The 16,076-nt window shown below is 29.8% G+C and carries 14 protein-coding genes and 1 riboswitch; of the genes, 11 read left to right on the plus strand and 3 right to left on the minus strand.

Annotated elements, in window-relative coordinates; genetic code table 11:
* Window positions 1–11 precede the first annotated feature (11 nt).
* The 3 genes from CC89_RS03920 to CC89_RS03930 all read left to right on the plus strand — a co-directional run bounded on the left by CC89_RS03920 (window position 12) and on the right by CC89_RS03930 (window position 3,967).
* Window positions 12–1,691 carry a sensor histidine kinase gene (locus CC89_RS03920; RefSeq protein ID WP_035289281.1) on the plus strand — a complete coding sequence of 560 codons (1,680 nt, stop codon included), beginning with the start codon at window positions 12–14 and terminating at the stop codon, window positions 1,689–1,691.
* A 4-nt stretch (window positions 1,692–1,695) separates the two neighbouring features.
* A complete protein-coding gene (locus CC89_RS03925; RefSeq protein WP_035289284.1) occupies window positions 1,696–2,406 on the plus strand; it encodes a LytR/AlgR family response regulator transcription factor in 711 nt (236 codons plus the stop codon).
* A gap of 136 nt (window positions 2,407–2,542) precedes the next feature.
* Complete coding sequence (locus tag CC89_RS03930; protein ID WP_035289286.1) at window positions 2,543–3,967, plus strand: carbon starvation CstA family protein; 1,425 nt, start codon at window positions 2,543–2,545, stop codon at window positions 3,965–3,967.
* A gap of 150 nt (window positions 3,968–4,117) precedes the next feature.
* On the opposite strand, the gene deoD is transcribed toward CC89_RS03930, so the two are convergent.
* The gene (gene deoD / locus CC89_RS03935; protein WP_035289288.1) at window positions 4,118–4,819 is read right to left on the minus strand and encodes a purine-nucleoside phosphorylase; all 702 of its coding nucleotides are present in this window, start codon (window positions 4,817–4,819) and stop codon (window positions 4,118–4,120) included.
* A 274-nt stretch (window positions 4,820–5,093) separates the two neighbouring features.
* Here deoD and CC89_RS03940 point away from each other — a divergent pair, with 274 nt between their 5' ends.
* The 8 genes from CC89_RS03940 (at window position 5,094) to CC89_RS03975 (ending at window position 14,396) form a co-directional block, all read left to right on the plus strand.
* A complete protein-coding gene (locus CC89_RS03940) occupies window positions 5,094–5,741 on the plus strand; it encodes a HutD family protein (RefSeq protein ID WP_051931470.1) in 648 nt (215 codons plus the stop codon).
* A 160-nt stretch (window positions 5,742–5,901) separates the two neighbouring features.
* Entirely contained in the window at window positions 5,902–6,489 is a 588-nt protein-coding gene (gene rbr, locus CC89_RS03945; RefSeq protein WP_035289291.1) for a rubrerythrin, read from the plus strand.
* A gap of 216 nt (window positions 6,490–6,705) precedes the next feature.
* A riboswitch (cobalamin riboswitch) is annotated at window positions 6,706–6,889 on the plus strand.
* A 224-nt stretch (window positions 6,890–7,113) separates the two neighbouring features.
* Entirely contained in the window at window positions 7,114–8,172 is a 1,059-nt protein-coding gene (locus CC89_RS03950; RefSeq protein WP_051931472.1) for an ABC transporter substrate-binding protein, read from the plus strand.
* Window positions 8,162–9,175, plus strand: coding sequence for a FecCD family ABC transporter permease (locus CC89_RS03955; RefSeq protein ID WP_035289294.1), 1,014 nt, complete (start codon window positions 8,162–8,164; stop codon window positions 9,173–9,175). Before CC89_RS03950 ends, CC89_RS03955 begins: the two co-directional genes overlap by 11 nt.
* A 30-nt stretch (window positions 9,176–9,205) precedes the next feature.
* Window positions 9,206–10,000: an ABC transporter ATP-binding protein gene (locus CC89_RS03960; RefSeq protein ID WP_035289297.1), complete on the plus strand. Its 795-nt coding sequence runs from the start codon at window positions 9,206–9,208 to the stop codon at window positions 9,998–10,000.
* 176 nt (window positions 10,001–10,176) lie between these two features.
* Window positions 10,177–10,902: a cobaltochelatase subunit CobN gene (locus CC89_RS03965; RefSeq protein WP_035289299.1), complete on the plus strand. Its 726-nt coding sequence runs from the start codon at window positions 10,177–10,179 to the stop codon at window positions 10,900–10,902.
* The gene (locus CC89_RS03970) at window positions 10,859–11,620 is read left to right on the plus strand and encodes a cobaltochelatase subunit CobN (protein ID WP_035289303.1); all 762 of its coding nucleotides are present in this window, start codon (window positions 10,859–10,861) and stop codon (window positions 11,618–11,620) included. Before CC89_RS03965 ends, CC89_RS03970 begins: the two co-directional genes overlap by 44 nt.
* Window positions 11,621–11,780: 160 nt before the next feature.
* Window positions 11,781–14,396 carry a hemoblobin-interacting domain-containing protein gene (locus tag CC89_RS03975; protein ID WP_035289306.1) on the plus strand — a complete coding sequence of 872 codons (2,616 nt, stop codon included), beginning with the start codon at window positions 11,781–11,783 and terminating at the stop codon, window positions 14,394–14,396.
* Window positions 14,397–14,618: 222 nt separating this feature from the next.
* Here CC89_RS03975 and CC89_RS03980 read toward each other — a convergent pair whose 3' ends face one another.
* Both CC89_RS03980 and CC89_RS03985 read right to left on the minus strand, forming a co-directional pair.
* Window positions 14,619–15,164: a hypothetical protein gene (locus tag CC89_RS03980; RefSeq protein WP_035289309.1), complete on the minus strand. Its 546-nt coding sequence runs from the start codon at window positions 15,162–15,164 to the stop codon at window positions 14,619–14,621.
* 225 nt (window positions 15,165–15,389) lie between these two features.
* A complete protein-coding gene (locus CC89_RS03985) occupies window positions 15,390–16,031 on the minus strand; it encodes a hypothetical protein (protein WP_035289311.1) in 642 nt (213 codons plus the stop codon).
* Window positions 16,032–16,076 lie beyond the last annotated feature (45 nt).

The raw sequence follows: 16,076 nt of genomic DNA on the forward strand, positions 1-16,076 counted from the left end.
GAATGATTAAAATGATAGAATTACTTAAAAATTTATTAAATAATTTGGGCTACATAATAGTAATTGCATTTATAGTTTCAAAACTAAAAAGTTTTAAAAAAATAATGCAAAAGGATACCTTTACAAGAACAGATATGTTAATTTTATCTTTGATTTTTGGTGGATTTGGAATTTTAGGAACCTATGTGGGTAAAGAAATAAATGGTGCAATAGCTAACACTAGGATTATAGGAGTTATGACTGGTGGAATAATGTGCGGACCTGTGGTGGGAATAGTAGGAGGAATAATTGCTGCATTTCATAGGCTTATTGTATATCCAGTGGGCATAACGGCAGTACCTTGTTCCATAGCTACAGTAATATCCGGAGTGATGGCAGGAATAATATATAAAAGGTGTAATAATGAAAAATACGAAAAAAATTGGATTTATGGATTTTTAGGAGCTATAGCTATGGAAAGCCTTGAAATGATGCTTATTTTGCTTATATCAAGACCTTTTGAAAAAGCATTTTCTATAGTTAAAAGTATATACATACCTATGCTTTTTGCTAATGCAGCGGGAGTTTCTATGGTAATACTTCTAATACAAAACATATATAATGAAAAGGAAAAAATAGCAGCCAGTCAATCAAAATTAGCTTTAGAAATAGCCAGTAAAACTCTTCCTTATTTTAGGAATACAGCAGAGAAATCTTATGATAAAATATGCGAGATAATTAAGAATTCTACTGGTGCAGATGCAGTAGCTATAACGGATAAAAAATGTATTTTATCTCATGTAGGCATGGGTTCAGATCATCATGTTAAAGGTTCTTGTGTACTTACAGAAGCCACTAAAAAAGTCATTGATGAAGGCAAAATGATGGTTTTAAATAAAGCTCATGAAATAAATTGTCAGAAAAAGAATTGCCCATTAAAATCTGCAGTTATAGTTCCTTTAAAAGAAGGAGAAAAAATAATAGGAACTTTGAAAATATATTATGCTAAAGAAAATAGTGTATCCTATAGAAATATAAATTTGGCTGAAGGATTGTCTCAAATTATTTCCACTCAAATTGAGATAAGTAAGGTTGGAAAACTTAAGGAAATGGCCAATAAAGCAGAAATAAAGGCTCTGCAGGCCCAAATTAATCCTCACTTTTTATTTAATGCATTAAATACTATATCATCTTTTGTGAGAATCAATCCGGATAGAGCAAGAGAACTTATTATAAGCCTTTCTACTTATTTAAGGTATAATTTAGAAGTAGGGGATGAATTGGTTGATATATATAAAGAATTGGAACAAGTAAAGGCATATGTAGAAATAGAAAAAGCTAGATTTGGCGATAAATTGAATGTTATATATAATGTAGATGATAATATAAATATTAAAATTCCTAGTTTAATAATACAACCTATAGTAGAGAACTCCATAAAGCATGGAATACTACCCACAGGAAAACCAGGTAATGTTAAAATTTATATAAAAAAAATAGAAAATACAGAAGCTGCAATCTGTATTGAGGATGACGGAATTGGAATTCCAGAAGAAATAATTAACAGAGTATATAAGGGAAGGTGCAGTGAAAATAAAATAGGCATATGTAATGTTAATAACAGATTAAAAATACTTTATGGTCAAGGACTTAAAATTGAGAGAAAAACTAGAGGAACTAGTACTAGTTTTATAGTTAGATATAAGAGGTGATTATATGAACTGTGTAATAGTTGACGATGAATATCCAGCACGTGAAGAGTTAAAGTATTTTATAGATAATTACAGTAAAATAAATATATTAGGCGAATTTGATAATGGTAAAGAGGCTTTAATGTTTATAGAAAAGAACATACCAGATATTATATTTTTGGATATAAATATGCCTAAAATTTCTGGAATCGAAATAGGAAGATTACTTAGACGCTTTGATAAAAAAGTTTATATTGTATTTATAACAGCATATGAACAGCATGCGGTGGAAGCTTTTGAAATACAAGCTTTTGACTATATATTAAAGCCTTATTCTAAGGAAAGAATAATAAATACATTAAGGCGTTTAGAGAAAAGTTCTTTGAATCAAAATTTGCCATATATAAATAATAAAATAACTCTTTGGAAAGAAAATAAAATGGTAGTTATAAATGTCAAGGATATATGTTATTGTGAAGCTAAGGAAAGAGAAACTTTTGTTTATACCATGGGTAATGAGTATATTATGAATCAAAGTATTTCACATGTGGCAGAGAAGCTTCCAGAAAATATGTTTTTTAGAACGCATAGATCGTTTCTTATAAATATTGATAAAGTGGTAGAGATAAATCCCTGGTTTAATAATACATACATGCTTAAATTAGAAGGGTCAACCAAGGAGATACCAGTTAGTAGGAATAACATAAGTAGTTTTAAGCACATTATGGGCATATAAATGCACTTTATGTGCTTTTTTTTACATTTCATGCGAAAAGTTTAAACAAATTCTGATAATTTTGTATACTTAAGTTGTAAACGATATTAAAAAATTATTTAGTTAATTTTTAAAAATATTAAAAGGAGGACTAATTATGGTTTCATTCTTCTTATCAATTATAGCTTTAGTAGTAGGATATTTTATTTATAGTAAAGTAGTTGAAAAGGCTTTTGGAGCTGACGAAAACATACAAACTCCAGCTGTAAGACTAGAAGATGGTGTGGACTTCGTTCCAATGCCTTCATGGAAGATTTTTCTTATACAATTTCTTAATATAGCAGGACTTGGACCTATATTTGGTGCTATTTCTGGTGCATTATGGGGACCATCAGCATTTTTATGGATAGTGCTTGGATCAATTTTTGCGGGTGGAGTTCATGATTATTTTTCAGGAATGTTATCAGTGAGACATGACGGTGCAAGTATACCAGAAGTAGTAGGTCATTATTTAGGTGGCGGTTTTAAAAACTTTATGAGAGTATTCTCAGTAATAGTGCTTGTACTTGTAGGTGTGGTATTTATAACAGGGCCAGCAGGACTACTTGCAGGATTAACACCAAAGGCTCTTGATAAAACTTTTTGGGTATATGTTATTTTTGCATATTATATAATTGCTACATTAGTTCCTATAGATAAGGTTATAGGAAAAATATACCCTATATTCGGTATAGTACTTTTAATAATGGCCATTGGAGTTAGTGCAGGTATAATATTTAAAGGATATCATATTCCAGAAATTGCTCTTACTAACATGCATCCAAAGGGACTTCCTATTTGGCCACTAATGTTTATAACTATAGCTTGTGGAGCTATTTCAGGATTCCACTCCACTCAATCACCACTTATGGCTAGATGTATAACTAGTGAAAGGCAAGGAAGACAAATATTTTATGGTGCTATGATAGCAGAGGGAATTGTAGCTTTAATATGGGCTGCAGCAGCTATGGCTTTCTTTGGAGGTACAGCTCAATTAGGAAAGGCTATGGCGGAAAATGGTGGAGCACCTTATGTAGTTAATGTAATATCTAATACTTTACTTGGAAAAGTAGGTGGTGTTCTTGCAATATTAGGAGTTGTTGCTTGCCCAGTTACATCTGGGGATACAGCTTTCAGAAGTGCTAGATTGACAATAGCTGATGTAGTTGGATATAAACAAGGCCCTATAAAAAATAGATTGGTTATAAGTTTACCGTTATTCATCATAGGATTTATATTAACAAAAATAAATTTTGATATAATATGGAGATATTTTGCATGGTCTAATCAAACTTTAGCAATGATTGTACTTTGGGCATCTGCAATGTATCTTGTAATGAAAAATAAATTCCACTGGATAGCAACAGTACCTGCAACATTTATGACAGCAGTGTCTATAACATATATATTAGTTGCACCAGAAGGATTTAAGATGGCTACAAGCATTGCTTATCCAATAGGAATAGCTGTAGCAGTGGCATCACTTGCCATATTCTTATTAGCAGCAAATAAAAAATCTAAGGAAACTAATGTACAAGCTTAGAAATTTACAAAAATAATTGTTTAGAGGCATAATCTAGTTATTTTCTCCAAATTATATAAATGAGGAAATATTACAGTAAATAGCTATGGCGTACAATAGATATGAAGGCTGTGAAAAGTATTAATGCTTTTCACAGCCTTCATTATATAATTACTCAGCTAATTCTAAAGCTATTTCCATCATTTTTGTGAATGTTTTTTGGCGTTCGTCTGAATTAGTTTCTTTACCAGTAATTATGTTATCGCTTACAGTTAATATAGAAAGAGTATCTACTCCATATTTAGCTCCAAGAGTGTAAAGTGCTGTACTTTCCATTTCTATAGCTAATACCCCGTAGTCAGCCCACATTTTAAAAGAATTTGGAATATCATCGTAAAATAAATCGCTAGTTAATACGTTTCCCACAGTAACTGGTATACCTTTTTCTTCAGCTACATCATAAGCCTTTTTTAGTAGCTTAAAACTAGCAGCAGGTGCAAAATCCATTCCATTAAAACGTCTTCTATTTATGCCAGAAGTTGTGCAGGAAGTCATAGCAAGTATAACATCTCTAACTTTAATATTTTCTTGTATTGCACCGCAAGTTCCTACTCTTATTAATTTTTTAACTCCGTAACTTTGTATAAGTTCATTCACATATATAGATATGGAAGGAACGCCCATACCTGTCCCTTGTACAGATATTCTTTTGCCTTTATATGTACCAGTATATCCATACATTCCACGAACTTCATTGTAGCAAATAACGTCTTCTAAATAGTTATCTGCAATATATTTAGCTCTCAGTGGATCGCCTGGCAGTAGTATAGTTTCAGCTATTTGTCCTTCTTTTGCACCAATGTGTGTACTCATATATTATCTCCTCCAATTCTTGTATATATTTTTTATAATAGCATATTTTACAATGGTATAGCTATATTTTGTGCATTTTTATAAAATAATTATTACATATATAGCTATGAAATGGTAAAATTAAATATATAGTTGCAGTGGTAATATAAAACTATACAGTAAAAATTGCTAACTGCATATATAAATTTATACTTAATATAATAAAATCGAAGGGGGGAAAAGCCGTTACAATATATTTACTAAAACGCTACCTTAAATAAGTAACGGTGGATTTATGGATTATAAGCTGCAATTGATAAAGAAGAAGCACCAAAAGACTTCTACTTGGTCAGGAGGTACTACTACAGAACTTTTTATATATCCAAAAGATGCTTCCTATGCTGATAGAAATTTTAAATGGAGATTAAGTTCTGCTACAGTAGAGCAGGAAGAATCGAACTTTACATATCTACAAGGGGTAAATAGATGGATAATGACCTTAGAAGGTGATATTAAACTTCAGCATAAAGGTTATGGAGAAAAGGAACTAAAACCTTTTGAACCTTATAATTTTAGTGGTCAGTGGGAAACTAAAAGTTTTGGTAAGGTAAGGGATTTCAATCTTATGTTAAAAGAAGACTGCAGTGGGGAAATTAGCAGTATTAATATTGAAAAGGATATGTCTAGAGAGATTTATATGCATAGGCAGGAGATTAAAAATAACAACTTTTCTAAAGTAAGCTATGCATTATATTGTGTAAAAGGACAAATTTTAATTAGAACTTTTCATGATGAAGTTAAACTGAATGAAGGGGATATACTCATTATAAATTGTAATTTAGATGTGGAAGAACATGAACAAAGTCCAAAACTTTATGTAGATGTCCATAATAATGGTGAAGACGAGGCAGTTGTAACTACTGCTATAGTTTATCAAATATAAATAGTAAATAATAATTTTTATGTTATAATAGATATATTAGATAGTATGCTTATTATTAAATAAAAATTAAACAGATAATTGTAAAATTTAAAAAATATATTAATTAATGCTTGAGGAATTTCTCAAGCAGCTAAAATAATTTATAGGAGGGTTTAACTATATGAAATCATTAAAGGGAACTAAAACAGCTGAAAATTTACTTAAGGCATTTGCAGGAGAATCACAAGCTAGAAACAGATATACTTATTATTCAAGTACAGCTAAAAAACAAGGATATGTTCAAATAGCTAATATATTTTTAGAAACTGCAGAAAATGAAAAAGAACATGCAAAGAGATTTTATAAATTCTTACTTAATGACTTGCAAGGAGAAGGTATTGAAATTAACGCGGCTTACCCTGTGGCTTTATATGGAGATACTAAATCTAATTTGAAGGCAGCCGCTGCTGGAGAAAATGAAGAGTGGTCAGAATTATATCCTGAATTTGCTAAAGTAGCAAGGGAAGAAGGATTTGAAGAAATAGCAGTAGCTTTTGAAAGAATTGCTGAAGTGGAAAAGCACCATGAAGCTAGATATAATAAATTAGTGGAAAATATAGAGAAAGACAGAGTATTCAAGAAAGATAAGGTACAACTTTGGAAATGTAATAACTGTGGATACATATTTGAAGGAGAAGAAGCTCCAGAAGTATGTCCTGCATGCGTTCATCCAAAAGCTTATTTTGAAGTGCTTTGCGAAAACTACTAAAATATTAGATAAAAATTTCCCAATCGGTTTTAGATTGGGGAATTTTTATGTAGTAGTTAATTCATTAATTTTCAAAAATAAAACATTGCTTGCAAAAGTATTTTAATAATAGTATAATGGCGTTGTAATGTTAAATAATAAATGGATATTAGCTTAATATTATCAACATATGTATAAATTAGTAAATGGTATTTTTAAAAGAAGTTTAAAACAAAATTGAATAAATACTTTTAAGGTGTTTCTTTAAAAGAAATGAAAAGGGAAAGTGGTGAAAGTCCACTACAGCCCCCGCTACTGTAAAGAGGATGAAACCTTGTAAATCACTGAAGCAGATGCTTTGGGAAGAGAAGGGAGTAAGATGATTCTAAGTCAGGAGACCTGCCTTATGAAGTTATGTTTTAATCTTTCGGAGGGAGAGATTGCGTAGAGTTCACTGTGTTAATTGTGAATAATGTTGTTTTTTACGCCTTCCATGAAGGCGTTTTTTATGCTTATATTAACACATCTATGAAACGAGCCTCCTTAAAGAGGCTTGTTTTTGTTTTAATTATATCAAGATGCAATAATTTGATTATAAGGGTAGAGGATTTATGATAAGAAAAAATAAAAAAGGGGAGATTAGAAATGAAAGGGAGACAAATATTGGCATTAGTTATGGTCATATCTATGGCATTGACTGGATGTGGGACAAAAGCAAAAGGAAAAATGGATACTAAAAATAAGTCGGGTATGTCCCAAGAAATGAAAGGCGAAATGAAAGGAAAAGGCTCAAAATCTATGGGCAAATTAACCATGTCAGAGGGGAAAGGTTATCCAGTTACTATAAAGGATATGATGGGAAATGAAGTTACATTAAAAGAAAAACCTAAGAAAATAGCAGCAATATCAGGTACATTTTTAGGGCTTTTATATTCGGTAGGCGGAGAAACTATTTGTACTGCTGATTTATCTGGAGGAAGTATAATACCAAAGGGTGTAGAAAATCTCCCCAAAATAGGAAAGGTTTATAATCCAGATGTGGAAAAATTAATATCTCTTAAACCTGATTTAGTGATTGCTCAATTTGGGCTTCAAAATAAATTAATACCAGCTTTAAAACAAAGTAATATACCAGTTTTAGCTTTAAATATGAAAACCTACGATGATGTAATAGAAAATTTAAAAGTTGTAGGAAGGATAGTTGGAAATGAAAATAAAGCTGAAGAAATTATAGGTAAAATGGATAAAGATAAAAAAGCTATAGAGGATAAACTCCCAGAAAAACCTAAGAAGGCAGTTATTCTATACGCAACATCTAAAGATGTATCAGTAAAACTTGAAAATAGTATAGCAGGTAATGTGGCAAAAATATTAAAATTGAACAATATAGCTTCAGGAAAAAAAGGAGAAGAAATGGGAGAAGAATCTATTCCATTTAGTATAGAAGAAATAGTAAAGGAAGATCCAGAGGTTATATTAGTAACCAGTATGGTGAAATCTGATAAAACTGCAAAAGAAGTAATAGAAAAACAACTTGGAAAAGATCCCGTATGGAAAAATTTAAAAGCTGTTAAAAATAATAAAATAGTATATTTACCGCAAAAATACTTCTTATATAACGCGGGGGATAAATTTGTAGATGCAATAGAATTTATGGCTAAAGGCGTATATCCAGAAATATACGGTGAGTTAAATGACAAGTAATATAAAAAAATATAAAAAGAGCAGTAGAAATTTTTATAAAATAGCTGTGATAATAGTATTTATTGTATTAGCTGTAAGTGCATTTTTTATAAGTAATGTGTATGGTAGCATGGAAATATCTATAAAAGATATACTTAACATATTAAAACATCCTAATAATTTAACTCCAGAGGGTCTTGTTATATGGAATGTTAGAATTCCAAGAACTATTGTAGGAGCACTGGTTGGAATTAACTTGGCCCTCTCTGGGGCAATGCTGCAGGGGGTGATGAGGAATCCCTTAGCAGACCCTGGAATAATAGGCATATCTTCAGGAGCTGGTCTTGCAGGTATGCTTGTATTAATAATTTTTCCTCAATATCAATACTTAGTACCTCCAGTTGCATTTATAGGAGCTATGGGTGCAGCTATAATGATATATATACTTGCTTGGAAAGGCGGAATACAACCTATGAGAGTTGTATTAGCCGGAGTAGCAGTTTCAGCTATATTAGGTGCAGGCATATCTGCACTTATGGTGTTTTTTAGTGACAGAGTTCATGGAGCTATTATGTTTATGAATGGGGGATTATCTGCAAGAAGTTGGCCACAAGTATATACCATTTTACCCTATACTGCAGTAGGCTTAATACTTGCTATTATTATGTCTGAAAGACTCAATATATTGGTATTGGGTGATGATACTGCAAGAGGATTGGGACTCAACGTAGAATTAGTTAGGCTAGAAATAACAGCCATAGCAGCTATGCTGGCAGCTAGCGCAGTATCTGTAGTTGGACTTTTAGGTTTTGTGGGTCTTATAATACCTCATACAACTAGGCTTATAATAGGAAGTGATTACAAATATTTGCTTCCAGGCTCAGCCTTTTTGGGAGCAGCTATAGTTGTGTTCTGTGACACTTTTGGAAGAACTATTTTTGCACCAGTTGAAATACCAGTGGGTATAATAATGGCACTTTTAGGAGCACCATTCTTTTTATATTTACTAAGGAGGCAGGCATAGAAAATTAAAATATTATTGTAGGGTGATAAAATGGGCATTTTAACTGTAGAAAACATAAAGGTTAATTATGGCGAAAAGGAAGTATTAAAAGAAATAAATTTAAATATAGAAAAGGGGAAAATAGTATCCATAATAGGTCCAAATGGATGTGGAAAAACCACACTGCTTAGGGTTATGAGTAGAAATTTAAAGCCAAAGGCAGGAAGGGTTTTATTAAATGGACAGGATATATATAAGTTAAAAGCTAAGACTTTAGCAAAAAATATGGCTATTTTATCTCAGAATAATGGATGTCCCGAGGATATTTGCATAAGAGATTTGGTGTCATATGGGAGGCATGCTCATAAAAAGTTTTTTTCAGGATTTACAGATGAAGATGAAAGAATAATAGAGTGGGCTATAAGAAGAACAGGACTCAATAATATGAAAGATAGAAAAGTAGCTACATTGTCAGGAGGAGAAAGCCAAAGGGCATGGATAGCTATGTCAATAGCTCAAAAACCTAAGGTTCTTCTTTTAGATGAACCTACTACTTATTTAGATATAAGCCATCAATTAGAAATTTTAGATCTTGTTAAAGGTTTAAATGAAGAAGAAAAAATAACAATAATTATGGTGCTTCACGATATAAATGAAGCAGCTAAATATTCTCACGAACTTATTGTTATTAAAAATGGAGAACTGTATTGTAAAGGGACTCCATGCAACATCATAAATGATGAAATGCTTAAACAGGTGTTTAGAGTGGAAGCTGATATAAATGAAGATAAGAATACTAAAAAGCCAGTTATATATCCGAGAAGGGTGTTTAGTTTAGCAAAATAATAGAGAAGTATTATGTACTTTGTTGTGGTTAGAATAAGATTTTTAAGTTTTGGGATGATGTGATCATAAAAAATGCGCAGCTACAGGAATTTCTATATCTGTAGCTGATTTTTATTTAAATAAGTAGTTATTATCTCAAATTTTGTAGTTATAAAATTATATTGGAGGAATTAAATTTGAAAGTTACAGTGGTTTCTGTCTCTACTAGTGTTTTTGGGGAACTTATAGAGGCTTGCAAATATATTAATGAAAGTTATGGCAATATACTGGAATTAAAATTGTATTATGTATCAAGAGATATAAAAGAAGAGAAATTAAAAAGCATGATGACAGATATAGAAAATGGGGATATGTCTATAATAGATTTGATGGGTGCACCAGATAAAATTGTTAAAACAACGTATGATTCTCTAGAAAATTCAAAAGGACAAGTAGTTATCATAGGCAGACAAGGTAGGGAATATTTAAAACTGGGCAGTTTAACTTCAAAGGATATGAACATGAAGAAAAATAAGGAACAAAGTAAAAAAACTGATGTAAAGGCCATGGATAAAATGATAAACATGGCAGAGAAAATGGGAAAAATCCTGCCCGTTGGAAAACTAAATCATATGAAGAATTATATTCATATAGGGAAATATTGGAATAATGCTCAATTTCAGGATATGAAGAATTTATTATACTTAATATTAAGAGATTATGGAAAGTATAAAGAAATACCTAAGCCATTAGAACCAGTGAAAAGAGAAGATATAAGCATATGTCATCCGGAAACTATGGAATTTTTTAATAACTATAAAGAGTATGTACAAAAATATGGTTTTAATGAAGAAAGACCTACTGTTGCTTTAATATTTTATGGTCACAGTTATCCTAGTAAAACATCAATTTTGTATATCTAGAATATTTGGACCTAAAGAAGCGGAGTATGGCACAGGAGTTACTAAGTTATTAGAAACAAAGGCTTGGGAAGAAGAAGAGGATATAGGTAAAAATTTTATAGAAAGTTTAAAATATGTATATAGCAATAATTTTAGAGGAAAGGAAATAGATGCATTATATAATAACAACTTAAAAACTGTAGATGTGGTATCACAAGTAAGAAGTAATCATGAATATGAAGTAACCGATTTAGATCACTATTATGAATTTTTTGGTGGACTTTCTAAATCTGTTGAAATGGTTAAAGGAAAAAAGCCTGTTATGTATATAAGTGATACTACAGGAGAAAGATTAGAAACTGAAACTGTGGATAAGTCTATAAATAGAGGTATAAGGACTAGAGTTTTAAATCCAAAATGGATTGATGGAATGTTAGAACATAAATACCACGGAGTTCAAAAGATAGCTGAGAGATTTGAAAATATATTGGGGCTAGCCGCTACTACTAACAGTGTAGAACAGTGGATATATAATGATTTGTGTAAAAAATATATTGAAGATGAGAAGCTAAGGGAGAGATTGAAGGGAAACAACTCATTTGCATATATGACCATAGTAGAGTGGATGCTTGAGTATAATAAAAGAGGATATTGGGAGGCAAGTAAAGAACAACTTGAAGAGCTTAAAAATGTGTATTTAGATATAGAGGGAGACATAGAGGATTTTCAAGAGGAGTAAATAAATTTTAACTTCTATGGAAATAGAATTCTAATAAAAGCATTCTATTTCCATAGAAGTTACTTTTATTCCAAAATGTAGTAGTTATTAAAAGCTATTTTATTTATATAAATAATTACACTTTTTATGTAATTATCATAAAATATATAAGGTGATTAAAATGAATAAAATTCTTAAGGATAATTTATGTAACACTATTATAAAATTAAATTCAGAAAGTAATTTTAAAATTCACGGCTATAATAAAGTCATTACTATAGACAAGGGGTTGACCATATTAGATGAAGTAAATGTACAAAAAAAAATAGTTTTAAAGGATATTGTAGTAAATGGAATACTAAATATAAGTTTAATACAAGGAAATTTATATTTAGTAAATGTTAAAGCAGATAGAATAAATATAATTTCTAAATGCCAAACTTCTATAGAGATAGATGATAAAAGTGATGTGAAAAAAATATATATTTGGAATAAACAAAATATGGATGTTAAATTTAATACTAATAATATAAATTTAAAAAGCATTTGTGTTATGCCTATAAATAAAAGAAGTAGAAATACTAGTATAAGTTTTCAAGGTGAGGCTCAAAACTGTAGAGTAGCAATTTTATCTAACACGTCAGTTTATTGCTCTAAATCCTTTAAGAATAAATTTATTGAGGTTGATATTAAAGAAGATAATAAAGAATTAAGATTATTGGGGGATTTTTTAAATACTAAATTAAATATATTGAATTGTAATTGTATAATTGGTGATGAAAAGGTCGTACCTAAGAATTTAGTAATAAATTTAATATCAAATTTTAATGATATAATTTTAAAGGGAAATTTATTAAATGCTCATATTATAGTGAAAAGTACAATGAGTTTAATTGTTAAATGTTTATATATAAATAGATTGTTTATAGAAGAAAAAATAAGAGTACAATTATATTTTTTTGAAAATACAGTAATAAAATCATTTGAAACAGAAGGATATGTTGTAATAGATGGAACGTTGCATACAGTAAGAAATGCTATTAAACAAATATTTATAATAAAAAATACTGGAAGGATAGAATTAAATTATAATAATAAAGAGTTGAGATACTTGAGGTCTTTTATAGAGTGCATAAATAAGATATTGTTGTACTTTATAAAAGAGATAGATTTTGATATAACAGTAAATAAATTGTTAGAAATATGTAGTAACGAAAATATAGAGATTTATATAAGTGATTTGCAGAAGGTTGTTCCAGAAAGTAATGTTTTTAATTTGAATATAGAAGAGCAGACCATAAAATATACTGCTTTACAACCAAATGCGGATAGCATATATATGCAGGAAGCAGTTATGACCATTATATTGTCAGAGGAACAAAATTTTATATATAAATGTGTACCAATTAAAGGTAAGTATTTATATATGAGTATAGATTATGAAGATAGTTGTCTATATATACAAAATTATTATAGTGCATTGAATTATGCTTTTACTCAAAATTATTTAGGTGAAATAGTTCTTATGGAAAATATAAGCGTAGATAATTTTAATTTATATATAGAGAATAAAAATTTAAATATAGATTTGAATGGTAAAGTATTTTTATTAAATAATATAAATGTATTAGATTCTTGTGTGAAAATAAAAAATGGTGTCATAGTGCCTACTAATAAAATAAGTAAATGGAATAGTGTAGATGAAAATATTTCTTCAAGATGCTTTGCTAAAGTTAATGGGAAAAGCATATATACAAAATTTTATTGTGAAAATTTATCTATTCCCAATGTAAACATGGATTTTTCTAATCTTTCAGAAGGTTCCACGAACACTATATTATTTTATATAGGGAATAATTCATGTTATTCAAAAGTGAAAGAGGTTTATTTTAAAGGATGCTCATTAGAAATAAAAAAACAGAGTATTGGTAATAGAGATAATGGAGAACCATATATTTTAGATACTTTTGCAGAGAATAATATTTTGTATTACAATCACTTTAATGAATCGTATAAATGCATTAAAGTGAATGGATGCAGTAACCGTCATTACGTAAATTTACAGATGTTATCAAATAACTTTTCTAATATTACGGAAATTAACAATAGTGTATTAACACTAGTTCCTTATAGAAATAGTTTAGGTATAGTTGTGAATGATGTAGAGTTTAAACCAAATTTAGAAGAAGCAGAGTTAGAAAAAAAGATGAAAAATTTATTGGATTTAAGTTCTATAACTTTAAATGCTTTTGGACAGGGGGCTTGTGCAGAGTTTTGGCAAAATGAAGAAGGAGAACTTATAGAGATTGCTATATATATTAATGGACAATGGCAGATAAAAGATATTCCTGAAGTTATTCCAGATACTGAAAACAATGACATGGAACATGTTATTTGTATGAGTTTTAAATCTAATATAATGTGGAGCAGTAATATAACAGAAATTAGAATTATAAATACAGAAGATAAAGTCTTACAAAGTTATCAATATAGTGTAGATGAAGATTTAGGTAAAATATATGTATATAATGTTATATTAAATGATGAAAAATTGCCCATATATCAGGGGTTACTGGAGCCAGGAAGTAATAAAGTTATAATAAAATCAAAATATTTTAATGATATAGAAATTAATCAAATAATAAAGCCTATTCAAATAGTTGAAGTAGTTAATGGCATAGGAAAAGCTATTACAAGGATAGAAAATATAGGACCTAATATTATAAGTGTTAAGTTAATGTTAAATACTGGTGGCTTAAATATAGGCGACCCAATTGAAGTAAATATTGAACCCTAAGAGAAAATTATAAAAGGATCTATATTTAAATTTTTTTATTTCAGCTTCTTAGGCACATTCAAATAAATAATAAGTCAGTATGCTAGTCTATTTTGCGTCATACTGCGTCAGTAGAACCCACCGATAGTCCTACTAGCGGTGGGTTCTACTTCCTTATCTGATACAAAATATACCAGCATCTTTGACTTGTTATTTATTTTCATGTACCTTATTTTTGAAATATTATTCAATTTCTACTTCATAAAATCCCTTAGGAACAGGATTACCATCCTCATTTATTAATTTGAAGTATACATGGATTATTTCTCCATAAGAATAATTAGGGTATTCAGTCCATGCTTCACATTTTTCTAAGTCTAGGGGTTTTATAGCCATTAGAGGATAACTAGTGATATTAGTATCTATGGAGTTGTATTTATTTAAAGTAAAAATATATTTACCTTCTTCAGCAAGATAAATTTTAAAAGGTATAAATTTGAAACCATCTTCAAGTTGTGTAAGAAAGATAATTTTTACAAAGTTTGAGTTGATATCCTCCTTATTAATTTTAAAGTCTAAGATATCTTGTAGGAGAAAATTAGTATGAGGGATTATTTTGTATAATTTATTAGAAGAGGTATCTATAGCAATTAAATCATATTCGTAGAATTCATTATCATTAAGGAAAACCTTCAAATCATTATTTGTAATAGGATCTATTTCTGGATCTAATATGAAGGATATTGAATCTAGGTTAATTTCTTGTATTAATATTTTAGTTGAAAACATTTTATCATCTCCAAATATAAATATTGTTAAGGTACATGAAAAGAAATAACAATTCAAAGATGCTAGTATATTTTGTGTCAGAACTGGAAACAGGTTCCGTCGCTAGTAGGAGTATAGTTGAGTTCTGCTGATGCAGTATGACTAGCATACTAACTTATTATTTATTTGAATGTGCCTATGAGAAATGTGTAAAAGGACTACCTATAAAAGGTAGCCCTCATTAATTTATTGCATATCACCATATACAGAAACTTCGCAGGCACCCTGTAAAGCATTATTGTCAGCATCTTTTAAATTTAATAATAATGATACATTTAAGGTTCCAGCGGAAATAACTTGTGCAAGATATGGCTTATCTAAACCACTAGTATCCATTGAAATAGAACTGTTAGTAGGACTAGGTGGATTGTTGAAGGTGTAGCTATCTGCGGAGGCCTTGTTTAAGGTTGTCCCATCAGCACTGTCTAGTACAAATTTATAGGTGCCAGGTGAGTTGACAGAATAACTTAAAGTTGCATCTCCACTACTATTAAAAGTTTGAGCAAAATCTATAAATAATTTATCGGATAAATTTCCGGATTTGTTTATTATCGATACTACATAATTAGTGTAATCTAATTCTTGTCCTGTAGTAAATACAATACCGTAGTTTCCATTAGTATTGTCTGCAGTATCTAAGGTCCAATCAGTAGTAGGTGTAAGAGTTCCAGTGCTATCAGATGCTGTGAAATCTGCTTGTACAAGGTCAGTAACAAGTGAGCTATCTGATTGTTTTATAACATGAACTATTAACTTTTGGATTTTTGTTTTATCACTAGATAATGGAACTACCGAATTTAAAGTTTGTTCATAATACTTTTGAGCCATTATGATCCTTCCTTTATACTATAATATTTTATAGAAGACTTCTAA

Source organism: Clostridium sp. KNHs214, from assembly GCF_000744935.1.
Taxonomy (GTDB): Bacteria; Bacillota; Clostridia; order Clostridiales; family Clostridiaceae; genus Haloimpatiens.